This window comes from Streptomyces sp. NBC_01465 (genome assembly GCF_036227325.1).
GTDB lineage: Bacteria > Actinomycetota > Actinomycetes > Streptomycetales > Streptomycetaceae > Streptomyces.
Map to the genome: position 1 here is coordinate 5589544 of NZ_CP109467.1, position 23417 is coordinate 5612960.

A 23417-nucleotide genomic window follows, 5' to 3' on the forward strand; every position below is an offset into this window, starting at 1 on the left:
CGTCAGAGGGGCCGGCCCGCACACGATGTGCGGACCGGCCCCTCCGTCGTACCTAGCGCTTGCCGAGCAGCTCCACCAGCCGCTCCAGCGCCGCCGGCGACAGATGCCGCCGCAGCCCGTCCACGACCTCCTCCGGAGTCGACCGCGCGCTCAGCTTGATTACGCCGTAATCACGCCGCGCTTTCGGTACGGAAGCGGCCGCCGTCTCCGGCAGCGCCTGCTCCTCCACCGGCAGCCGCGCGATCCGCCGGGCGTCCTCCACCGACAACAGGCCCTCGGCGAGCGCCTCCTGGAGCTCGGGGCGCAGCCGCATCAGCGACAACCGCTGCGAGACGAACCCCTGCGACTTCCCGATGCGCCCGGCGACGTCCCGCTGCGAGTAGCCGTACGTCCCGATCAGCCCCTGGATCGCCTGGGCCTGCTCCAGTTCGGTCAGGTCGTCGCGCTGCACGTTCTCGATCAGCGCGTCCTCGCCGCTGCGCGACGCGTCCTCCCGTACGAGAACGGGCACCTCCCGCAGCCCCGCGATCCGTGCCGCGGCCAGCCGCCGGTGGCCGTGCAGCACGACGTACGGCGCGTCCCCGACCGCCTCGGCGTGCTGCGGATGGGCGGCGAGAAACGTCCCGCGCGAGACGACGCCCAGCGCCTGCAGCACACCGCGCTCGCGCAGCGTCTCCGCGAGCCCGTCCAGGTCGCGCAGTTCGTGGCGCGGGTTGTCGGGGTTCTCGGTGAGGTCGGTGAGCGGGACGGTCAGCTGGTACGTGTCCCGGGCGACGGGAGGTTTCCCCGCGTCCGCCGTCTCGGCGGCCCCGAGCAGCGACGACAGGTCGATGCGCCGCCCCATCAGGCGCTCACCGGCTTCTTCGCGCGCGAGCGCCGGGCCTTCGCCGGGGCCGGGATGACCGCGAGGCCCACCTCCAGCGCGAGCCGGAAGAAGTCCTCGCGCGCCTGCAGGGCGACGCGGTTCGCTCCGTACTGCGTGACGACGAGGCCGTCCGCGGAGGCCCGGGTGTGCAGCTTGTAGTGGCGTACGACGGCCCGTGCGAGCGGCCACCCCTGCGCCTCGACGAAGGCCCGGGTCTGCTCCAGGTCGGCCTTCCCGTCGCGCGGGTCCCAGTTGTTGATGACGACGCGGAACGGCAGCCCGCGCGGCTTCACGACCCGCTCGATCGTCCGCTGGGTCGGCTGGAAGCCCAGCGGCTCCGGCTCGATGGGGACGATGACGTCGTGCGCGGAGTCCAGCACGGCCCGCAGCGCGTCGGCGGCGGGTCCCTTGCCGAGGGGGTCGTCGCCGGGCCCGTCCGCCAGGTCGAGCCAGCCCGGGGTGTCCACGAAGACGTGCTGCACGGACGGGATCCGCGCCAGCGCGGCCAGACCGGCCAGATCGTCGTGGGCCTGTACGAAGTCGAACGGCAGCCCCTCGCCCACCCGCTCCGACCACCACACCGCCGACCCCTGCGGGTCGATCGAGACGGCGACCACCGGCGGCTGCCCGCCCTTCTCGCCCGCCCCCAGCACATCGGCCGTGACCGCCGCGAGATTGACGGCGAGCGTGGATTTACCGACCCCGCCCTTCTGGTTGAGGATCACGTGCACATGCGCCATGGCCACTCCCTTGGGCGGTTCTTATCGGGCATTCAGGGTGTACGGCTACTGTGGCAGCGGGGCCCACCAAAGGGTCACGTACGCGCCGAAAAGGGACTCGACCATGCCGACGCCGGGCCGCCGCCTCCCCCGCTTCCTCGTCGAGCGGGACATGTCGCGCAAGCAGCAGCGCTGGTACTTCGCCGCGCTGATCCTGATTCTCGCGGTGTGCAACATCGCCGAGTACGCGACCCCCAAGCCCCTGCGCATCGTCCTGGTCGTCTTCCTCGTCCCGCTCCTCGGCTCCCTCGTCCTCGGCGTCGCCCGCACCGCCGTCCTGGCGGTCATCGCGAGCGCGTCGGTCGCCGTCGCGTACGCGGTGGTGGTGCCCGACGGGAACAACGTCAGCGAGGAGGCCGTCGCCCTCATCTCCACCTGCGCGCTGGGCCTGCTCGCCCTCCTCATCGCCCGGCTGGGCGAGCAGCGCCATCAGCTGCTCCAGCAGGCCCGCTCCACGGCGGAGGCGGTCCAGCTGGCCCTCCTGCGCAAACTCCCGCTCCGCACCAAGGACTTCGAGGTGTACGGCGTCTATCTCGCCGCCGAGGAGTACGCCCGCGTCGGCGGAGACCTCTACGAAGTCATCGAATCGCCCTTCGGGACCCGCGTCCTGGTGGCCGACGTACGCGGCAAAGGGCTCGACGCCATCAACGCGGGCGCGACCGTCCTCAGCGCCTTCCGGGTCGCGGGCTACGAGGAACCCGATCTCGCGCAGCTCACCCGGCGCATGGAGAACACCCTCGACCGCTACAACGAGTACGCGGAGGACACCGGTCAGGAGGAGCGCCACGTCACCGCGCTGCTCGTCGAGTTCGACCCCTCCGAGCGGCTGATGCGTCTGGTGAACTGCGGCCACCTGGAGCCGTTCGTCGTCGGCCCGGCAGGCGCCCTGGAGGTCGGCCTGGGCGAGGCGGGCCTCCCGCTCGGCTTCGGCTCGCTCGTCGAGGACCCGGAGCGCCCGGTCGTGGAGCTCCAACTCCCGTACGACGTATGGATGCTGATGTTCACGGACGGGGTGACGGAGGCCCGCGACGCGCGCGGCGAGTTCTATCCCCTCGCCCAGCGGCTGGAGGGCTGGACCGATCTGGAGCCGCGCGCGCTCGCCAAGGAGATCGAGCGGGACCTCGGCGCGTACGTCGGCGGCCGCCTCCAGGACGATGCGGCCATCCTGGTGGTCGCGGCCCGCTAGCGGCCCCCAATACCCCGCGGTGACGGCCGCTCGCTCCATAACAGGAGGGAGACAGACTGGACCGCTCCACGGAGGTACGGAACATGCCGCGTACGACCACAGCCGCTCTCGCGGCCGGAATCCTGCTGCTCGGCGGTGCCGCGACGGAGGTGGCGCAGGCCGACGGGAAGAAGGTGGAGGTCACCGTCACGGACTCCGCCGACACGACCACCGAGGGCCGGCTCACGCACTACCGGATCACGGTCCGCAACGAGGGCGGCAAGGACCTCAGGGCCGCCGTCGTCACCCAGTCGCTGGCCGGGGGCGCCCAGCACGTCTCGTCCTCGCCGCGCGGCACCGCCACGGACGCCGCGGTCACCTGGACCATGGCGATTCCCGCGGGCAGTACGCGCGAGATCGAGTCCGTGGTGACACCCGGCAGGCCCGGCGCGGACCGGCGCACGGGCGACGACGCGAAACCGGGGGCCCGGCAGCAGACCGCGACCACCGTCTGCGTCAGGGGCCGGCATTCCGGGCCCGCGCTGGGCTGCGCGGGCGACACCGACACGCTGACGGCGGCGCCGCAGCGGGGGAGCGGACTCCTCGCGCTGCTGTGGGTGGTGCTGGGGACGGGGGCGCTGGCCGGCGTCGTCGTGTTCGTACGACGCCGGCTGCCGGTCGCCGAGGTGGACTAGGAACAGGTCGAGCCGTTGGCCGGGACCTTGCCGTCGAGCAGATAGCCGTCGACCTTCTTCGCCACGCAGCCGCTGCCGCCGTGGTACGCGCCGTGGCCCTCGCCCTTGTTGGTGAGCAGGACGCCGACCCCCGCGCCCAGCGCGTCGGCCATCTTCCGCGCGCCCTCGTACGGAGTCGCCGGGTCGCCCGTCGTGCCGACGACCAGGATCGGGCCCGCGCCCTGAGCATCGGCCACCGGGTGGTCGCGCTCGCCGGTCACGGGCCACTTGTAGCACCAGCCGGCGGTGTCCCAGGCGAGGAACTCCCCGAAGACCGGGGAGAGTTTGCGGAACGACGGGAGCAGGGCCTTCGCCTGTGCCTCGGTCGGATGCGACTTGGTGTCGGCGCAGTCGATGGCCCGCTGGGAGCTGGACTGGGTGGAGTAACGGCCCTTCTCGTCACGGTCGTTGTACGAGTCGGCCATGGCGAGGAGGAGGTTGCCGGTGCCCAGCTCCTCGGCCTCCTTGAGGCCCTGCGTGAGGTAGGTCCAGCTGGACTTGGAGTACAGCGGCATCACGATGCCGGTGAGGGCGAGGGACTGGTTGAGCTTGCGGCCGTCGGAGGTCGGCAGCGGGTTCTTGTCGAGGCGGTCGAGCAGCGCGGCGATCTTCGCGGTGCCCGCCTTGGGGTCCTGGCCGGTCGACTTGAGGTAGTCGTCGAGGGCGCGCTGGAAGCCGAGGGTCTGGTTGCGGGCGTGGCCGACCGCGTCGGCGGTGGGGTCGACGACGGCGTCCAGGACGGTGCGGCCCACGTGGGAGGGGAACAAGTGGGCGTAGGTGCCGCCCAGTTCGGTGCCGTAGGAGATGCCGAAGTAGTTGAGTTTCGCGTCGCCGAGGACCGCGCGCATCAGGTCCATGTCGCGGGCGGTGTTGCTGGTGGTGACGTACGGGAGGACCTTGGCGGAGCGCGCCTTGCAGCCCTGGCCGAAGGCGGCGGCGTCGCCGAAGTACGCGGACGCCTCGGCCGGGGTGTCGGGGGTCAGGTCGACGGAGCGCTCGGCGGTGGCCTGCTGGGCGTCGGTGCGGCAGACGACACCGGCGCTGCGGGAGACGCCGCGGGGGTCCCAACTGACCAGGTCGTAGCGGTCGTTGAGGCTTCCGTACTCGGAGGCGGCCTGGGGCAGGATGTCGACGCCCGAGCCGCCGGGGCCGCCGAAGTTGAAGAGGAGCGAGCCCAGGCGGTGGGAGCTGTCCTTCGCCTTCTTGCGTACGAGGGCGAGGGAGATGGTGTCGCCGGTGGGGTGCGCGTAGTCGAGGGGGACCTTGACGGTGGCGCACCTCCAGCCGCTCGGACTGTCCTTGCAGGAGCCCCAGTTGAGCGTCTGGGAGGTCAGGGAGGCGGGGAGGACGGAGTCGCCGTTCTTGGGCGCCGGTGCCGGGGCCGCAGGGGTGGTGGAGGTCTTCGCCTCGGGCGCCGGGGAGTCCGTACCGCCGCTGTCGCAGCCGGTGAGCAGGGCAAGGGCTGCGGTGACGGAGAGTGCGGTGGCGCGTATGAGCTTGGGCATGCGGTGGTCCCCCTCGTGATGTGCGGTCATCGTAGGACAGGTGGTTCAGCGGGGGACGGTGATCCGCGGGGGGCCGCAGCCGATGCGGGTGGCCTCGGCGGCTGCGTAGCGGGGGAGCAGTGCCTTGACGGTGGCGGCCTGGCGGGAGTCCTCGGTCTGGACGAGAAAGAGGGTGCGGCCGGTCTGGCAGTCGGCGCGGAAGGCGGCGAGGTCGGGGCGGACGATGCCGGAGCCCATGGTGTTTTCGATGCGGGTGCCGCCGTACAGGAGGGTGTTGTAGTAGATGCCGGCGAGGTGGGGGTCGGTGACCGTCATCAGGCGCAGACGGGGGCGGCCGGAGGGCGAAGTGAACTCGCAGGTGCGGACCGGGCCCGTGCCGCCGGCGACCAGGGCGCGGCCCAGGTCGGTGTCCTTGCGCTGGTTCGAGGTGAGGGCAAGGCCCTTGATGCCGCAGAGGTCGCCGGGCTTTTCGTCCAGGTACGCGGGCACGGCGGGGAGGTGGCCGGACGGGTCGGCGACGGTGCCGCGGCAACCCTGGTCCGCGATCACGCGGTTGACGAGTTTGACCACGGCGCGGGCCATGGCGGCCCGGTCCTCGGGGTCGACCTTGTGGCCCGGATTCGCCGAACCCATCGCGAGGTCGACGACGTCGGGCCCCTCGTACGCGTCGATGTCGCCGGTGCAGTCCTCCGGGAGGGCCAGCCAGGCGCGGGTGTCGGAGGCCATGCCGCTGAGGCCGCCGCCGAGCGGGGTGAGGCGGGCGCTCAGGAATTCGTCCGCCCACAGGCCGCTCGCGCCGCCGTACTGGCTGGAGAGCTGGTGGGCGGTGGCGGTCACCTGCCAGGTGCGCCGGGAGAGGCGGCAGGATCCGTTGAGGTTGCCGGTCGACAAGTCGCTGTTCACGACGGGCAGTTCGGCGGACTTCACGTTCTTGGGCGTATGGAAGAGGGCGGTGACGTCGCTCTGGTCGAGGGCGCCCCAGCAGAAGGAGTCGTCGGAGGCGAAGGCGTCGGTCTGCCAGGCGGTGACGGTGGCGCCGATCAGCAGGCCTGCGAGGGCCGCGGCGACGGCGGTACGGAGGCGGCCGCGCAGGAGGTGGTCGAGGCGTTGGCGGAGGGAATTCATGCGGTGTCTCCTGCCGGGGCGACGGCGGCACAACCCAGGCGCCGGGCAGCGGCGTTGGCGAAGGCGGCGAACCTGTCGAGCGTGGCGTCCGGGTTCAGGGTGAGGAACGTGGTGGGGCGTCCGGCGCAGTCGGCGCGTACCGCCGCGTACTCGTCGGTGTAGGTGCCGGAGCCGCGCCAGCCCGGACGCTTCGTGGTGCCCGCCACGTCACCGGCGAGGGCGGCCAGACGGGGCTGGGCCACCATGAGGAGGTCGAGCGTCTCGCTGCGGGACTCGGAGTCCCGTACCGCGCAGGACTGGAGATCGCGGGTGACCGGCCCCACCTGGTACTCGAGGTCGGTGGCCCTGGAGTCGGGGAAGTCGAGGCCGGGGATGCGGCACACGCTCTTCGCGGCGTAGTCCTCGATGTCCTCGGGCAGGAAGAGCACGGGCGAGGTCGTGCGCAGGGGCTTCGCCGGAGCGCAACCGGCCTTCTCCATGCCGTGGTTGGCGGCGACGGCGAGGATCTGCGCGACCTGGCGGATGCCGCCGAGATCGACGGTGGAGGTGCTATCGGTCCTGAGGGTGACGGCGGTCGCACGGCCGTCGGAGGTGTCGCACTTCTCGGGGAGTACGAGCAGACCGCTGTCGGCGCCCGCGGCGCCGGTCAGCCCGTCGGGGAGCGGAACCGTGCCGGGTCCCAGGTGGTCGAAGAGCCAGGCGGCGCGCGCGGGCGGGGCCTCGGGGGCGGGTCCGTAGGCGACCGTGACGGTGACCGGGCCGCCGCTGGTGTCGACGATGGCCGTACAACTGCCCTGCGGGCGGCCGGCGGACGGGGTCCCTTCCTGGCCTTCCCCGAAGCGGAGTACGTCGCCGTCCTCGTCCTCGTGCCAGGTGCCCCAGCAGTGGCTGGGCTCGGCGGTGTCGAACGGACCTGTGCCCGTGGCCCAGATGGTCGCGGTGGCCGCGACGAGCACGGCGACGGCGCCTGCGAGCAGCTTGGTACGCCTTGTTTTCGGTATCACCCGGTGATCTCCCCCTGATCGTTCGGCCGGGAGAGCCTACTGGGTGGCGTGTGCGGGGATACGGGTGGGGCGTACGTCCCCTACAACTCGCCCCGTCGCGTGAGGTAGTTGAAGCACAGCCACCCCGGCAGCACCGGCAGCCAGAACGTCAGCAGCCGGTAGAGCAGCACCGCAGCGCCCGCCACCCCGGCCGGCAGCCCCGCGATCACCAGTGCCGTCGTCAGCGCGGTCTCCACCGCGCCGACCCCGCCCGGCGTCGGGATGGCCGAACCGACGGCGTTGGCCGTCAGGAAGACCACCGCGATCGATGCGTAGCTCAGGGTGTTGCCCTCGCCGAACGCACGGATCGAGGAGTCCAGGCACATCACGAAGGTCGCGGTCAGCAGCAGCATCCCGCCGATGCCGGTGAGCAGCTTCCGCGGCCGCTGCAGTACGTCCAGCATGCGCGGGATGACGCCCGCGAACAGCGAACGGACCCGGGTGACGACGAACTTGCGCAGGAACGGGACCGCCGTCACTACCAGCGCGAGGACCGCCGCCGTCAGCAGTCCGGCGATCACCGTGCGGGACGGCGAGAGGTCCGCCGTGGACTCCGTGCCGGTGATGTAGCCGAAGACCATCAGCAGCGTGATGTGGCTGGCCAGACCGAAGAGCTGGGACGCGCCGACGCTCGCCACCGCCAGGCCGGGGCGGATGCCCGAGCGCTGCAGGAAGCGGGTGTTGAGCGCGACGCCGCCGACCGCCGCCGGGGCGACGAGCTTCACGAAGGAGCCGGCGATCTGCGCCAGGACCGTACGGAGGAACGACACGTTCTCGGGGACGAAGCCGAGCAGGCTCATCGCCGCCGCGACATAGCTGAACGCGGAGAAGAAGACCGCGGCGATGACCCAGCCCCACTGCGTCTGGTGCAGCAGATCGGCGAAGGGGATGTTCGCCATCTGCGTGAAGAGGAAGTACGCGGCGATCGAGCCCGCGATCAGGCTGACCAGGGTGCGCGGTTTGATGCGCTCCAGACGGACCGGCTCGACCGGGGCCTGCGGGCGGATCAGCAGCACCTGGTGGCGGATCTGGGTGAGCAGGTCCTCCTCGCGGGCGTTCTCCAGCGCGTCGTCGATGGCCGACTTCTCGGCCTTCTTCTCCGCGCGTACGTCCTTGCGCGAGTCGGCCGGAGCCACCTCGTTGGTGTTGCTGCGCGCCTTCGCCTGGCGGGCCGCGTCCGAGGCCTCTATCACTGCCTCGCGCTCGCGCTGGGAGCGTTCGCGGGCGAGCTGGCGCAGGGTCGCGCGGGTGGAGCGGCTCAGCGCGATGGGCTGCAGCAGCGGGAGGCTGTCGGCGACCGCGTCGGGGCCGAGCACCGCCAGGGCCGCGGCGACCGCGCGTTCGGCGCCGGCGCGCAGGCCGAGCGTGGTGAGCAACTGGGCGATGTCCATACGGAGGACGACGTCACCGGCGGCGATCTCGCCGCCCCGCAGATCGGTGATGATCACTGCGCCGGAACGATCCACCAAGATCGCGTCGCCGACCAGCCGGCGGTGGGCGATCCGCCGCGACTGGAGCGATTTCGCCTGGTGCCAGGCGCTGCGCAGCAGCTCGTCGGTGATCTCGTCGTCGGCGAGGGAGTCCAGGGAGCGCCCGCCCACGTGCTCGTAGACGAGCATCACGGCGTCCGGGCCGAGCTCGGAGGTCGCGATCAGCTTGGGGGCGTTGGCACCGGCCGCGATGGCCGCGTACGCGAGGAGCGCCTCCTGCTCCAGGGCCTGCCGCAGCGACTGGATCGAGCGGCCCGTGGAGATGGAGCGCAGGGTGAGTCGGCGCCAGACCCGGTAGAAGAAGCCCTGGGCCTGCTGCTCGCGGTCGACGACGGTGACGTCGAGGGGCGGGCCGTCCTCCAGCGTGACGAGATAGCGGCGGCCGCGGTCACCCTGCTCGGAGGAGTCGGGGACGTCCTCGGCGCGCATCGCGGTGACCGGCTTGAAGCCGACGTGGCGCAGACCGGCCAGGAGCTGGCGGCCGGTGGGGCGGACGTTGGGGGAGCCGACGGCGTACAGGGTGCCGTACGCGACGGTCCAGCCGATCAGGATCGTGAGGGCGATCGAGAAGGGGGTGGTCTGGCCGCCGAGCAGCACGGCCAGGGAGTTCGCGAGGAGGACCACCCAGAGCGCGACCCGCCAGCGCGGGCGTCTCGCCATGCCGACGGCCGTCATATAGGCGATGACCGGGGCGAGATAGCCGTGCACGGGATCGGTGAGGCCCCCGCCGGTGACCGGCTGCGTGAGCGCGTCGGTGATCGACTGGGGGGCGGCGCGCGAGACCCAGAGGTCGGTGGCGAGCGAGACACCGTGCGCGAGGACGGCGGCGAGGACACCGTCCGCGATGCGCAGCCCGTCGCGTTTGACCAGGCGCTCGATCGCGAAGGCGACCGGGAGGATCAGTATCGCGATGGAGGACGTCAGGCCCGCGAGCTTGATGAGCAGGTCGGGGGTGCCGCCGGTGCCCTTGCTGATGTCCGATTCCAGGCCCGAGGTGGTGCCGTGGGCGAACGCGGCGATCGCGAGGAGCACCGCGATGGCCAGGACACCGGTGAGCAGGCGCAGGAGGTCGGAGGGGCGGTGCACGCGGGCGGCGAGCAGCGGCTCGTCGCCGGAGACGCGGTCGATGTGGCCGGGCGCGTCGTCACCGCAGTCTGCGTTCTCCGGGGGCTCCGTGTTCTCCGGGGGCTCCGGTGTTTCCGGGCGCGCTTCGGCATCGGGAGTGCTCGCCGCCGCGTTCGTTGGCTGCACGCCCTGCTCCTCCGCCATGTCCTTCTGGTCCCGGATCAACGCTCTCCACCTCGGTCACTGCCGGGAAGATGGTGGCACGGCGGACCGTCACAAGGGGGCATCAGGGCCCCTTTGCGGGAGGAATCACGCTCCGTGTTCGGACCGGACGGGTGTTCCGGACGTTGTCGGTGGGGTGGTGCAGGATGGGACGGATGAGCGACGAGCTGGACGAGTTGCCCGAGTACGCCGAGAAGGTGCTCGAAGTGGCGGACATGATTCCGTCCGGGCGCGTCATGACGTACGGAGACATCGCCGAATGGCTGGGCGAGGGCGGCCCGCGCCAGGTCGGCCGGGTCATGGCGCTCTACGGCGGCGGCGCCCCGTGGTGGCGCGTGGTGCGCGCCGACGGCTGTCTGCTGCCCGGCCACGAGCTCCGCGCCCTCGGCCACTACCGGGACGAGTCCACCCCGCTCAAGGAGGCCTCCCGCTCCGCCGAAGGCCATCTCCCGCGCCTCGACATGCGGCGGGCGCGCTGGGACGGCGGCGACGGGGCTCATGTCTGACAGCTTCCGCCATGGGCGCCCGCGGCGGGCGCTCTGAGGACCGTACGGAGTACGGGACCGAACCTCTGCGCCCCCGATGCCACCTGGCGTAGCGTCGACCGCAAACACCACGCGCAGCCCCGTCACCACCAGCACACTCCCCAGGACCGGCGATCCACTTGAGCTCCTCCTCCACCCACCGGGTACGGCAACGGACCCAGGGCGCGTACCGACTGGTGCGTACCCCGCCGGGCCCGGTGGATCCTCCTCTTCTGGACGCAGAGCAGCGTGCCGTGGTTGACCATGCCGGACGGGGTGCGGGGCCCCTGCTGGTTCTGGCCGGTCCCGGCACCGGGAAAACCACCACTCTGGTGGAGGCCGTGGCACGCCGGGTCGCCGAAGGGGGCGATCCCGAGCGGATCCTCGTTCTCACCTTCAGCCGCAAGGCCGCCGCCGAACTGCGCGACCGGATGGCGGTCCGGCTCGGCGGCGCGCGCGGTCCGCAGGCCACGACCTTCCACTCGTACTGCTACGCCGTCGTACGGGCGCACCAGGACGCCGACCTGTACGCCGAGCCGCTGCGGCTCCTCTCCGGACCCGAGCAGGACGTCGCCGTGCGCGAACTGCTCGCCGGGCAGCTGGAGTTCGGCCACATCCGCTGGCCCGACGAGCTCAGGGCCTGTCTGACGACGCGCGGTTTCGCCGACGAGGTGCGGGCCGTGCTCGCCCGCAGCCGCGAGCTGGGGCTGCGCCCCGAGACCCTCTCCGACTTCGCGCAGCGCATCGGCCGGCCCGACTGGGGTGCGGCCGCCGCGTTCCTGGCCGAGTATCTGGACGTCCTGGAGATGCAGGGCGTCCTCGACTACGCGGAGCTGGTGCACCGGGCGATCCCGCTCGTCGAGGACGCGGACCTCGGGCGGGCGTACGACACGGTCTTCGTCGACGAGTACCAGGACACCGACCCGGCCCAGGTCCGGCTCGTTCAGGCGCTGGCCGGCGGCGGCCGGACGCTGATCGCCTTCGGCGACCCCGACCAGTCGATCTACGCCTTCCGGGGCGCGGACGTCGGCGGCATCCTTCAGTTCCCGGACGAGTTCCACCGCGCCGACGGGGCCCCCGCCCCGGTCGCCGTCCTGCGGACCTCGCGGCGCTCGGGCGGGCTGCTGCTCGCGGCGACCCGGCTGCTGACCCAGCGGATGCCCCTGACCCGGCTGCCGGCCGAGAAGGTACGGGCCCACCGCGATCTGGGTGCCGTACGGGCGGGGGGCCGCGTGGAGGCGTACACCTACCCGACGGCGGGCACCGAGCTCGACAACATCGCGGACATCCTGCGCCGGGCCCACCTGGAAGAGGGCGTTCCGTGGGGCGAGATGGCGGTCCTGGTGAGGGCGGGCGGGCGCTCCATTCCGGCCGTGCGCAGGGCGCTGACCTCGGCTGGCGTACCTCTGGACATCGACGGCGACGACGTGGCGCTGCGCCACGAACCGGCGGTCGCGCCCCTGTTGCTTGCGCTGCGGGCGGTGGCCGAGGCCGTGCAGGACCCTGACTGCGGGCTCGCGACCGAGACGGCCATAGAGCTGCTGTCCTCGCCGCTGGGCGGGATGGACGCGGCCGATCTGCGCAAGCTCGGGAGGGCGCTGCGGGACGAGGAGCGGGCCGGCGGCAATCGCGTACCGCCGCCCTCCGACGAGCTGCTCGCGCGCGCGATCGCCGAGCCCGAGCGACTCGTCGTGCACGAGCCGTCGTACGCACGCGGCGCCCAGCGCCTGGGGAAGCTGCTCGCCTCCGCCCGGCAGGTCCTGGCCGACGGCGGGACCGCCGAACAGGCGCTGTGGGAACTGTGGAACGGCACGTCCTGGCCGCAGCGCCTGGAGCGCTCCGCGCTGCGCGGCGGGGCGGGCGGACGGAACGCGGACCGCGACCTCGACGCGGTGTGCGCGCTGTTCGACACCGCCGCACGCGCCGAGGAGCGCACCGGCGGGCGCGGCGCGCTCAACTTCCTGGAGGAGCTGGACGCCCAGGACATCGCCGCCGACACCCTCACCCGGCGGGCGCTTCGACCCGATGCCGTACGGCTGATGACCGCGCACCGCTCCAAGGGCCTGGAGTGGAGCCTGGTCGTCGTCGCGGGCGTGCAGGAGGGGCTCTGGCCCGACCTGCGGCGGCGCGGCTCGCTCCTGGAGGCCGACCGGATCGGGCGCGACGGCCTCGCTGAGCCGCTCACCCCGGGCGCGCTGCTCGCCGAGGAGCGGCGCCTCTTCTACGTCGCCGCCACCCGCGCCCGCGAGCGCCTCGTCGTCACCGCGGTCAAGGCACCGGCCGACGACGGTGATCAACCCTCCCGGTTCCTGGCCGAGTTGGGGGTGGAGCCGAAGGACGTGACCGGCCGCCCGCGCCGCCCGCTCGCCGTTCCCGCGCTCGTCGCCGAACTGCGCGCCACGACGGTGGACCCGCACGCGTCCCCCGCGCTGCGCGAGGCCGCCGCCCACCGGCTGGCGCGCCTGGCCGCGCTCGCCGACGAGGAGGGCCAGCCGATGGTCCCCTCCGCGCACCCCTACCGCTGGTGGGGCCTGTACGACCCGACGCGCTCCGCCGTCCCGCTGCGCGACCGCGACGCGCCTGTCGCGCTGTCCGGCAGCGCGCTCGACCAGCTCGCCAACACCTGTTCCCTGCAGTGGTTCCTGGGCCGCGAGGTCAAGGCGGACGAACCGGCGACGGCCGCCCAGGGGTTCGGGAACGTGGTGCACGTGCTGGCCGACGAGGTGGCCTCGGGGCAGACCCCGGCCGACCTCGCCGTACTGATGGAGCGCCTCGACTCGGTGTGGGACGGGCTCGCCTTCGACGCGCCCTGGAAGTCCGTGCAGGAGAAGGAGAACGCGCGCATCGCCCTGGAGCGGTTCCTGCGCTGGCACGTGATGGACCGGGCGGCCCGCAGCCCCGTGGCCACCGAGCACGGCTTCGACGTGACGCTGGAGGCGGGCGCGTACGAGGTCCGTATCCGCGGCTCCATGGACCGCGTGGAGACGGACGCGGAGGGGCGTGCGTACGTCGTCGACTTCAAGACCGGCAAGGGCACGGTGACGCGGGACGAGGTCGCGCACCATCCGCAGCTCGCGGTCTACCAGCTGGCGGTACGGGAAGGAGCCGTCGACGAGATCTTCGGCGGACAGCGTCCCGCCGCGGGCGGGGCCGAGCTCGTACAGCTGCGGCAGGCGGCGGCCAAGAAGGACGGCGGCGACGAGCTGCCGAAGGTGCAGGGACAGGAGCCGCTGGTGGGGGAGTGGGTCGGGGACCTGCTCGCGACGGCGGCCGGGAAGGTGCTCGACGAGCGGTTCACGCCGACGACGGGGACGCACTGCGGGCACTGCACCTTCAAGGGGGCGTGCAGTGCGCAGCCCGAGGGGCGCCAGATCGTGGAGTGATGTGTTCCGTATCACTCCGGACGCTGTGCATCCCCTGTGAGGGTTCGTTGGTCGTAAAGACTCGGTAAAGCGTTTCTTTACGAGGAGAGCAACTCATGGCAGCCCAGCGGAAATTCCTGATCACAGCGGTGGCGTGCGTAGCGGCGACCGTCGCTCTCGCGGGCTGCGGAGGCAGTGACGACGGCGGCAAGGCGAAGAGCTCGGACGGCAAGGGCTCCTCTTCCTCGAAGCGCACGGCGGCCTCCACTCCGGACAAGGCGGCGGACGCCCTGGCCGGACTGAGCGCCGAGGAGATCGCGAAGAAGGCGTACTCGGCGACGAAGGGCGCGGGAACGGCGCTCGCCAACGGCACCGAAGTCACGGACGGCGACACGACGAAGATGGCGATCTCCGTCACCAACGGTGGCGGCGGGCAGTGCACGGGCACGATGTACTCGCCCAAGGGCGCGCCCGCGGAGATCGTCGGCATTGGCAAGGCGACGTACATGAAGGGCAGCGACGCGTTCTGGACGGAGATGGGCGGCGGCGAGGACGGCGGCGCCATGCTCAAGATGCTCAAGGGCAAGTGGATGAAGACGGGCGCCGACAGCAGCGGCGACGAGGACGACTTCTGCTCGCTGGCCTCGCTGCTCAGCCACCTGAAGGTGAACGAGACCGCCGGCGTGACCAAGGGTGCCGACGCCGAGGTCGACGGCAAGAAGGCCGTCACCCTCGTCAAGAAGTCGGGCGCCGAGACGCGCACCTACTACGTCGCCGCCGAGGGCCAGCCGTACTTCCTCAAGGTCGAGACCAAGGGCGGCAAGGAGCCGAACTCCTACACGCTGACCGACTTCGGGAAGCCGGTGACGGCCACGCTGCCGCCGGCGAGCCAGGTCGTCGACCTGGACAAGCTGGCCGGCTGACCCCCCTGAGGGGCGGTGGCCGCGGGCAGTCGCGGCGCGGCTGTCAGTGGCCACCGCTAGCCTCACTGGGGTGACCGCACGTATCACCGACCCCGAGCAGCTCAAAGAGCTCCTCGGCATCCCGTTCACCCCGGAGCAGACGGCCTGCATCACCGCACCGCCCGCCCCGCAGGTCGTGGTGGCCGGGGCCGGGTCGGGGAAGACCACGGTGATGGCCGCGCGGGTGGTGTGGCTCGTGGGGACCGGGCAGGTGGCGCCCGAGCAGGTCCTCGGTCTGACCTTCACCAACAAGGCCGCGGGGGAGCTGGCCGAGCGCGTACGGAAGGCGCTGGTGCGGGCGGGGGTGACCGATCCGGACGTGATCGACCCGGACAACCCTCCGGGCGAGCCCCGCATCTCCACGTACCACGCCTTCGCGGGCCAGCTGCTGACCGATCACGGGCTGCGGATAGGGCTCGAGCCGACCTCCCGGCTGCTCGCGGACGCCACGCGCTACCAGCTGGCGGCGCGCGTACTGAAGGAGGCGCCGGGCCCGTATCCCGCGCTGACCAGGTCCTTCTCCTCGCTCGTGAGCGATCTGCTCGCACTGGACGGCGAGTTGTCGGAACATCTCGCGGAGCCGGCGCGGCTGCGGGCGTACGACACCGAACTGCTGGAGATCCTGGAGGGCGCCAAGCTCTCCAACGCCGACCTCCGCAAGGTGCCCGAGGCGGCCGAGGCCCGGCGGGAACTCCTCGACCTGGTGGAGCGCTACCGCAAGGCGAAAGGGGCCCGCGACCTCCTCGACTTCGGCGACCAGATCGCGCTCTCGGCGGAGCTGGCGCGGACGATGCCCCAGGTGGGGACGGTCCTGCGGGACGAGTTCCGGGTGGTGCTCCTCGACGAGTACCAGGACACGTCCGTGGCCCAACGACTGCTGCTCTCCGGCCTGTTCGGGGGCGGCAGCGGGCACGCGGTGACGGCGGTGGGCGACCCCTGCCAGGCGATCTACGGCTGGCGCGGTGCCTCCGTGGCCAACCTCGACGACTTCCCCGACCACTTCCCGTACGCCGACGGAACCCCCGCGAGGCGCTACTCGCTCAGCGAGAACCGCCGCAGCGGCGGCCGCCTCCTCGCCCTCGCCAACGGCCTCGCGGAGCCGCTGCGGGCGATGCACGCGGGGGTGGAGGCGCTGCGGGCCGCGCCCGGCGCGGAGCGCGACGGAACGGTGCGCTGCGCCCTGCTGCGTACGCACGAGGAGGAGATCGACTGGGTCGCGGACTCCATCGCGCATCTGGTGCGTACGGGCAGGGAACCGGGCGAGATCGCGGTCCTGTGCCGTACGGCGGGCGACTTCGCGGAGATCCAGGGGGCGTTGGTCGCGCGGGACGTCCCGGTGGAGGTGGTCGGTCTGTCGGGCCTGCTCCACCTCCCGGAGATCGCGGACCTGGTCGCGTACTGCGAGGTGCTGCAGGACCCCGGCGCGAACGCCTCGCTGGTGCGGCTGCTGACGGGTCCGCGCTGGCGGATCGGGCCGCGCGACCTGGCACTCCTCGGGCGTCGGGCGCGGCTGCTCGTACGGTACGAGACGGGCGCCGACGACGACCCGGACCAGCGGCTCGCGGACGCGGTGGAGGGGGTGGACCCGTCCGAGGTGATCTCCCTGGCGGACGCGCTGGACACCTTCCTCGACTCGGGCGGCGAGGACGACGGCCTCCCGTTCTCCGTCGAGGCGAGGGTGCGCTTCGCCCGACTGGCGGCCGAACTGCGCGATCTGCGGCGGTCGTTGGCGGACCCGCTGATGGACGTACTGCACCGGGTGCTGGCCACGACGGGCCTGGAGGTCGAGCTGTCGGCGTCGCCGCACGCGCTGGCGGCGCGCCGCCGCGAGACCCTGTCGAACTTCCTGGACATCGCGGCGGGCTTCGCGTCGCTGGACGGGGAGGCGTCGCTGCTGGCGTTCCTGGGCTTCCTGCGGACGGCGGCGCAGTACGAGAAGGGCCTGGACAACGCGCTGCCCGGCGGCGAGAACACGGTGAAGGTCCTCACCGCGCACAAGTCCAAGGGGCTTGAGTGGGACGTGGTGGTGGTCCCCGGCCTGGTGGCGAAGCAGTTCCCGAGCGAGCAGGGCCGCGAGTCCTGGACGGCCCAGCCGAAGGTGTTGCCGCACGCCCTGCGCGGGGACGCGGCGACGCTGCCGGACGTCGGGGCGTGGGACGCGAAGGGGATCGCGGGGTTCAAGGCGGCGATGAAGGCGCACCAGCACACGGAGGAACTGCGCCTGGGCTACGTCACGTTCACCCGCCCGCGCTCGCTGCTGCTGGGCTCGGCGCACTGGTGGGGCCCGACGCAGAAGAAGCCGCGCGGCCCCTCGGACTTCCTGCTGGAGCTGTACGAGCACTGCCGCTCGGGCTTCGGCGAGATCGAGGCATGGGCGGAGGCCCCGGAGGAGGACGAGGAGAACCCGTCCCTGCAGGAGGCGGCGAAGGACCACGCGTGGCCCCTGCCCCTGGACGAGGCGGCGACGGCGCGAAGGAGGGCGGCGGCGGAGCGGGTGCTGGCGTTCCTGGAGAGGCCGGAGGAGCCCGAACCTGTCCACGCGGTCGAGGCGTATCCGGAGGAGGGTGACCTTTCGGACTGGGACGACTGGGCGACGGAGCAAAATCAAGCCCCTCCGGCGATTGAGGAGCGGAGGTCCGGGGGCGGAGCCCCCGATGCTGCGGAGCAGCACTCCCTGGCCGCGCCCGACCCCGCCGCACGCCCCCACCCCACCGACCCCGCCCCCACCGACCCGCTCACGCCCGAGGAGACAAGGACGCTCACCTCCTGGGACAGGGACCTCGACGCGCTCACGGAAGAGCTCCGCCGCTCCCGCCGCACCACCGTCGACGTCCCCGTCCCGCCCGCCCTCTCCGCCTCCCAGCTCCTCCGCATCGCCGCCGACCCCGACGGCTTCGCCCAGGAGCTGGCCCGCCCCATGCCCAGGCCCCCCGCCCCCGGCGCCCGCCGGGGCACCCGTTTCCACGCCTGGGTCGAGGCCCGCTTCGAGGAGCTCCCCCTCCCGATGCTCGGCCCCGACGAGCTCCCCGGCGGTTACGACGACGAGCCCGAGATCCAGGACGAGCGCGACCTGGCCACCCTCAAGGACGCCTTCGAGCGCACCCCGTACGCCCACCGCACCCCGTACCGCATCGAGGCCCCCGTCCAGCTCACCCTCGCGGGCCGCGTGGTCCGGGGCCGCATCGACGCGGTCTACCGCACGGGCCCGGCCACGTACGAGATCGTCGACTGGAAGACCCACCACGCCCCCACCGCGGACCCCCTCCAGCTCGCGGTCTACCGCCTCGCCTGGGCGGAGCGCCACAGGATCCCGCTCACCTCGGTGGACGCCGTGTTCCTCTACGTACGCAGCGGCGAGGTCGTCCGGCCCGCGCACCTCCCGGGCCGCGAGGAGCTGGAGCGGATCCTCATGGGAGAGCCGCCGGACGAACCACCGGACGAGCCACCCCCACCGGCCGGTTAGGCTCGATGGCATGAGCGACACCCCGGACAGTGCCGTCCGTACGTACATCGAAGCGCACCGCACGGCCTTCCTCGACGACCTGGCCGACTGGCTGCGCATCCCGTCCGTCTCCGCCCAGCCGGACCACGACGCGGACGTACGGCGCAGCGCCGACTGGCTGGCCGCCAAGCTCAAGGAAACCGGCTTCCCCACCACGGAAATCCTCGATACGCCCGGCGCCCCCGCGGTCTACGCGGAGTGGCCCTCCGAGGACCCCGCCGCCCCCACCGTCCTGGTCTACGGACACCACGACGTGCAGCCCGCCGCCGTCGAGGACGGCTGGCACACCGACCCCTTCGAGCCGGTGATCGAGGACGGCCGGATGTACGGAAGGGGCGCCGCGGACGACAAGGGCCAGGTGTTCTTCCACACACTCGGCGTCCGCGCCCACCTCGCCGCCACCGGCCGCACGACCCCTGCCGTGAACCTCAAGCTCCTCATCGAGGGCGAGGAGGAGTCCGGCTCCCCGCACTTCCGCGAGCTGGTCGAGGCGCACGCCGACCGCCTCGCCGCCGACGCCGTGATCGTCTCCGACACCGGCATGTGGTCCGAGACGACGCCCACCGTCTGCACGGGCATGCGCGGCCTCGCCGAGTGCGAGATCACCTTCCGGGGCCCCGACCAGGACATCCACTCGGGCTCCTTCGGCGGCGCGGTCCCCAACCCCGCCACCACCGCGGCCCGCCTGGTCGCAGCGCTCCACGACGCCGACGAGCGCATCACGATCCCCGGCTTCTACGACGGGATCGCGGAGCTCACGGACAGCGAGCGCGAGCTCTTCTCGGAGCTCCCCTTCGACGAGGCCGAGTGGCTGCGTACGGCCAAGTCCCGCGCCCCGCACGGCGAGAAGGGCCTCACGACCCTGGAGCGCATCTGGGCCCGCCCGACCGCCGAGGTCAACGGCATCGGCGGCGGCTACCAGGGCCCCGGCGGCAAGACGATCGTCCCGTCCTCCGCGATGGTGAAGCTCTCGTTCCGGCTGGTCGCGGGCCAGGACCCGGCCCGTATCGAGCAGTTGGTCACGGACTGGACGGCGACGCAGGTCCCGGCCGGCATCGACCACACGATCACCTTCAGCGCGGGCACCCGCCCCTGCCTGACCCCGCTCGACCACCCGGCGCTCCAGTCGGTCGTACGGGCCATGGGCAAGGCCTTCGACACCAAGATCCGCTTCACGCGCGAGGGCGGCTCCGGCCCCGCCGCCGATCTTCAGGACGTACTCGGTGCACCCGTGCTCTTCCTGGGTATCTCCGTACCGTCGGACGGCTGGCACGCACCCAACGAGAAGGTCGAGATCGACCTGCTCCTCAAGGGCGTAGAGACCACCGCCCACCTCTGGAGCGACCTCGCCACCGCGCTCCACTGAACCGAACAGTCCGTCCATGAGGGGGAGTTGGAAGCACCAGTGAGCACCAGCAGCCACATCACCACCGAAGACCCGAACCGGCCCATCGGTCTGACCGCACCGAGCGGTATCGACCGCGCCGCGCACCACCGCCTCGACGAGGCCTGGCTCATGGCGGCCTGGAGCCACCCCTCCACCCGGGTCTTCGTGGTCTCCGGCGGGCAGGCCCTGATCGACGAGAACGCCGAGGGCGTGACCGAGCTCGTCATGACGCCGTCCTTCGAGGCGCCGCTCACCGAGGAGCACCGCTACTTCCTCGGCACGGACACCGAGGGGATCCACTACTTCGCCCTGCAGAAGGACGCGCTGCCCGGCCGCATGGACCAGCCCGCGCGCCCGGCGGGCCTGCGCGAGGCGGGACTCCTCCTCTCACCGCGCGACGCCGGCCTGCTCGTCCACGCGGTGGCCCTGGAGAACTGGCAGCGACTGCACCGCTTCTGCTCGCGCTGCGGCGAGCGCACGGTCATTGCCGCGGCCGGTCACATCCGCCGCTGCCAGGCGTGCGGGGCCGAGCACTACCCGCGTACGGACCCGGCCGTGATCATGCTGGTGACGGACGACGAGGACCGGGCACTCCTGGGCCGCCAGGTGCACTGGCCGGAAGGGCGCTTCTCGACGCTCGCGGGCTTCGTCGAGCCGGGCGAGTCGATCGAGGCGTCGGTGGCGCGCGAGGTCTTCGAGGAGGCGGGCGTGGCGATCGGCGAGGTGAGCTACGTGGCCAGCCAGCCGTGGCCGTTCCCCTCGTCGCTGATGCTCGGCTTCATGGCGCGGGCGACGACCTTCGAGATCAATGTGGACGGCGAGGAGATCAGCGAGGCGCGCTGGTTCTCGCGCGAGGACCTGCGGACGGCCATCGAGACCGGCGAGATCCTGCCGCCCTCGGGCATCTCGATCGCGGCCCGCCTGGTGGAGCTCTGGTACGGAAAGCCGCTGCCCAAGCCTCTGGCCTGAGCCGCGGCCGGGCGGGCTCGCCGTACGGAGCCCGCCCCGCTGCGCGGAACCGCTTACGCGCTCAGCGCCTGCTTGACCTGGGCCAGCGACGGGTTGGTCATCACGGACTCCGCGCCGGAGTCGCCGACGATCAGCAGGGTCGGAACCGTCTGGTTCCCGCCGTTCGCCTTCTCGACGAACGCGGCCGAGTCTGCGTCGTGCTCGATGTTGATCTCGTTGTACGCGATGCCCTCGCGGTCCATCTGGCCCTTCAGCCGACGGCAGTAGCCGCACCACGTGGTGCTGTACATCGTCACAGTGCCCGGCATGTGTCTCGCGCTCCTCTGCTGCTTCTGCTCCCACGTCCGACGCGTGTTCGCACCGCGTAGAACGTACGTGACCAGGCCGCCATTCCCGCACGGGTACGGCATTGGTACGACTAACCAGGCCCCCTGTGGACAACGCTTCACGTCTGCCCCCGGCGACCTGGCAGCATGGCGGGGTGACATCAGCAACGCACTCCCCGCTCTTCCCGCAGACTCCCCAGGTCCCCGAGGTCCCGGACTCGGCGGACGCGGTGCTCGACGGGCTCGACCCCGAGCAGCGCGAGGTCGCCCTGGCCCTGCACGGGCCTGTGTGCGTCCTGGCGGGAGCGGGGACGGGCAAAACCCGCGCCATCACCCACCGCATCGCCTACGGGGTGCGTGCGGGGATCCTGCAGCCCGGCACGGTGCTGGCCGTCACCTTCACCAACCGCGCGGCGGGCGAGATGCGCGGCCGGCTGCGCCAGCTCGGCGCGGGCGGCGTCCAGGCGCGGACCTTCCACTCCGCGGCCCTGCGCCAGCTCCAGTACTTCTGGCCCAAGGCGGTCGGCGGCGAGATGCCGCGGCTCCTTGAGCGCAAGGTCCAGCTGGTCAACGAGGCGGCGGCACGCTGCAGGATCCGCCTGGACCGCAATGAACTGCGCGATGTCACCAGTGAGATCGAGTGGGCGAAGGTCACCCAGACCGTCCCCGCCGACTACCCGGCGGCGGTCGCCAAGTCGTCCCGTGACGCCCCCAGGGCAGCGGCGGAAATCAGCCAGATCTACGGGACGTACGAACAACTGAAGCGCGACCGCGGAGTCATCGACTTCGAGGACGTCCTGCTCCTGACGGTCGGCATCCTGCAGGACCGCCACGACATCGCCGCGACGATCCGCAGCCAGTACCAGCACTTCGTGGTCGACGAGTACCAGGACGTCAGCCCGCTCCAGCAGCGGCTCCTCGAACTGTGGCTCGGCGACCGCGAGAACCTCTGCGTGGTCGGGGACGCCAGCCAGACGATCTACTCGTTCACCGGCGCCACCCCCGACCACCTCCTGAACTTCCGCACGCGCTACGCGGGCGCGACGGTCGTGAAGCTGATCCGCGACTACCGCTCCACCCCCCAGGTCGTCCACCTCGCCAACGGACTGCTCGCCCAGGCCCGCGGCAAGGCCGCCGACCACCGGCTGGAACTGGTCTCCCAGCGCGAGGCGGGCCCGGCCCCGTCGTACGTCGAGTACGGGGACGAGCCCGCCGAGGCCGAGTCCACCGCCCGCCGCATCCGCGACCTGATCGCCTCGGGCACCCCCGCATCCGAGATCGCCGTCCTCTACCGCATCAACGCCCAGTCGCAGGTGTACGAGACGGCCCTGGCCGACGCCGGGGTGCCCTACCAGCTGCGCGGGGCCGAGCGCTTCTTCGAGCGCCCCGAGGTGCGCGAGGCGATCGTCGCCCTGCGCGGCGCGGCCCGCGCCGGCGGCAACGACTCCCTCCTCGACGACGCCGACGACCTGGCGTCACAGGTGCGGGCCGTGCTCGGCACCAAGGGCTGGACGGCCAAGGCCCCGGCCGGCTCCGGCGCGGTCCGCGACCGCTGGGAGTCCCTGGCCGCCCTGGTCCGCCTCGCGGAAGACTTCGGCAAGGCAAAGCCCGGCTCGACGCTCTCCCACCTCGTCGCCGAGCTCGACGAGCGCGCCGCCGCCCAGCACGCCCCGACGGTCCAGGGCGTCACCCTCGCCTCCCTGCACGCGGCCAAGGGCCTGGAGTGGGACGCGGTGTTCCTGGTCGGCCTGACCGAGGGCATGATGCCGATCACGTACGCCAAGACCGACGAGCAGATCGAGGAGGAGCGCCGACTGCTCTACGTCGGCGTCACCCGCGCCCGACTGCACCTCACGCTCTCCTGGTCGCTGGCCCGCGCCCCCGGCGGCCGTGCGTCGCGCCGTCCCAGCCGCTTCCTGACCGGATTGCGCCCGGGCACCGTGGCATCGGGCGCCCGCAGCGCGGGCGGCGCCGGAGGCATCGAACGGGGCGGCTCCACGGCCTTCGGGCAGGACACGCCCACGAGCGCGGCCCCGCGCCGCAAGAACCGCGGCCCTGTCCGCTGCCGGGTCTGCGGCAAGGCGCTGACCGACGGCGGCGAGATGAAACTGATGCGCTGCGAGGACTGCCCGTCGGACATGGACGAGGGTCTCTACGAGCGGCTGCGCGACTGGCGGGCGGTCCAGGCGAAGGCGCTGGGACAGCCCGGATACTGCGTGTTCACGGACAAAACGCTGATGGCGATCGCAGAGAACGTTCCGTCGACCGACAACGAGCTGGCGACCATCCCCGGAGTCGGTGTCCGGAAGCTGGACCGGTTCGGATCGGACGTCCTGGCGATCTGCGCAGGTCAGGAGCTTGGAGAAAGCTCCGAGGACGACTGAGGAAAACT

16 protein-coding genes are annotated in these 23417 nt (G+C 72.2%); 9 read left to right on the top strand and 7 right to left on the bottom strand.

Annotated elements, in window-relative coordinates:
• Positions 1–52: 52 nt before the first annotated feature.
• Positions 53–844 carry a ParB/RepB/Spo0J family partition protein gene (locus OG707_RS26395; RefSeq protein WP_329122476.1) on the bottom strand — a complete coding sequence of 264 codons (792 nt, stop codon included), beginning with the start codon at positions 842–844 and terminating at the stop codon, positions 53–55.
• Positions 844–1605: a ParA family protein gene (locus OG707_RS26400; protein WP_329122478.1), complete on the bottom strand. Its 762-nt coding sequence runs from the start codon at positions 1603–1605 to the stop codon at positions 844–846. The genes OG707_RS26395 and OG707_RS26400 overlap by 1 nt, the downstream gene beginning before the upstream one ends.
• A 103-nt stretch (positions 1606–1708) precedes the next feature.
• Between OG707_RS26400 and OG707_RS26405 the strand changes: the two genes are divergently transcribed.
• Positions 1709–2830, top strand: coding sequence for a PP2C family protein-serine/threonine phosphatase (locus OG707_RS26405; RefSeq protein WP_329122480.1), 1122 nt, complete (start codon positions 1709–1711; stop codon positions 2828–2830).
• 83 nt (positions 2831–2913) lie between these two features.
• On the top strand, positions 2914–3504 hold the full coding sequence (locus tag OG707_RS26410) for a hypothetical protein (RefSeq protein ID WP_329122483.1): 591 nt from the start codon (positions 2914–2916) through the stop codon (positions 3502–3504).
• Here the strand turns inward: OG707_RS26410 and OG707_RS26415 are convergent.
• From OG707_RS26415 to OG707_RS26430, 4 genes are all read right to left on the bottom strand, one after another.
• Positions 3501–5048: an alpha/beta hydrolase gene (locus OG707_RS26415; RefSeq protein WP_329122485.1), complete on the bottom strand. Its 1548-nt coding sequence runs from the start codon at positions 5046–5048 to the stop codon at positions 3501–3503. The two genes, OG707_RS26410 and OG707_RS26415, sit on opposite strands and share 4 nt — an antisense overlap.
• Positions 5049–5093: 45 nt before the next feature.
• Complete coding sequence (locus OG707_RS26420; RefSeq protein WP_329122487.1) at positions 5094–6173, bottom strand: hypothetical protein; 1080 nt, start codon at positions 6171–6173, stop codon at positions 5094–5096.
• Complete coding sequence (locus tag OG707_RS26425) at positions 6170–7177, bottom strand: hypothetical protein (protein ID WP_329122489.1); 1008 nt, start codon at positions 7175–7177, stop codon at positions 6170–6172. Before OG707_RS26425 ends, OG707_RS26420 begins: the two co-directional genes overlap by 4 nt.
• 80 nt (positions 7178–7257) lie before the next feature.
• Positions 7258–9975, bottom strand: a complete 2718-nt coding sequence (locus OG707_RS26430; protein ID WP_443071501.1) for a lysylphosphatidylglycerol synthase transmembrane domain-containing protein — start codon at positions 9973–9975, stop codon at positions 7258–7260.
• Between the two features lie 164 nt (positions 9976–10139).
• On the opposite strand from OG707_RS26430, the gene OG707_RS26435 reads away from it, so the two are divergent.
• The 6 genes from OG707_RS26435 (at position 10140) to nudC (ending at position 20699) form a co-directional block, all read left to right on the top strand.
• Positions 10140–10499, top strand: coding sequence for an MGMT family protein (locus OG707_RS26435; protein ID WP_329122494.1), 360 nt, complete (start codon positions 10140–10142; stop codon positions 10497–10499).
• Positions 10500–10657: 158 nt separating this feature from the next.
• The gene (locus OG707_RS26440) at positions 10658–13900 is read left to right on the top strand and encodes an ATP-dependent helicase (protein WP_329122496.1); all 3243 of its coding nucleotides are present in this window, start codon (positions 10658–10660) and stop codon (positions 13898–13900) included.
• Positions 13901–13995: 95 nt separating this feature from the next.
• Entirely contained in the window at positions 13996–14802 is an 807-nt protein-coding gene (locus OG707_RS26445) for a hypothetical protein (protein ID WP_329122498.1), read from the top strand.
• Between the two features lie 70 nt (positions 14803–14872).
• Entirely contained in the window at positions 14873–18304 is a 3432-nt protein-coding gene (locus tag OG707_RS26450; protein ID WP_329122500.1) for an ATP-dependent DNA helicase, read from the top strand.
• 10 nt (positions 18305–18314) lie between these two features.
• Positions 18315–19709 carry a dipeptidase gene (locus OG707_RS26455; protein ID WP_329122502.1) on the top strand — a complete coding sequence of 465 codons (1395 nt, stop codon included), beginning with the start codon at positions 18315–18317 and terminating at the stop codon, positions 19707–19709.
• Between the two features lie 39 nt (positions 19710–19748).
• On the top strand, positions 19749–20699 hold the full coding sequence (gene nudC / locus OG707_RS26460) for an NAD(+) diphosphatase (RefSeq protein ID WP_329122504.1): 951 nt from the start codon (positions 19749–19751) through the stop codon (positions 20697–20699).
• 53 nt (positions 20700–20752) lie between these two features.
• On the opposite strand, the gene OG707_RS26465 is transcribed toward nudC, so the two are convergent.
• Complete coding sequence (locus tag OG707_RS26465; RefSeq protein WP_329122506.1) at positions 20753–21007, bottom strand: glutaredoxin domain-containing protein; 255 nt, start codon at positions 21005–21007, stop codon at positions 20753–20755.
• Between the two features lie 173 nt (positions 21008–21180).
• Between OG707_RS26465 and OG707_RS26470 the strand changes: the two genes are divergently transcribed.
• Positions 21181–23409, top strand: a complete 2229-nt coding sequence (locus tag OG707_RS26470; protein WP_329122509.1) for an ATP-dependent DNA helicase UvrD2 — start codon at positions 21181–21183, stop codon at positions 23407–23409.
• The last annotated feature ends 8 nt before the right edge of the window (positions 23410–23417 follow it).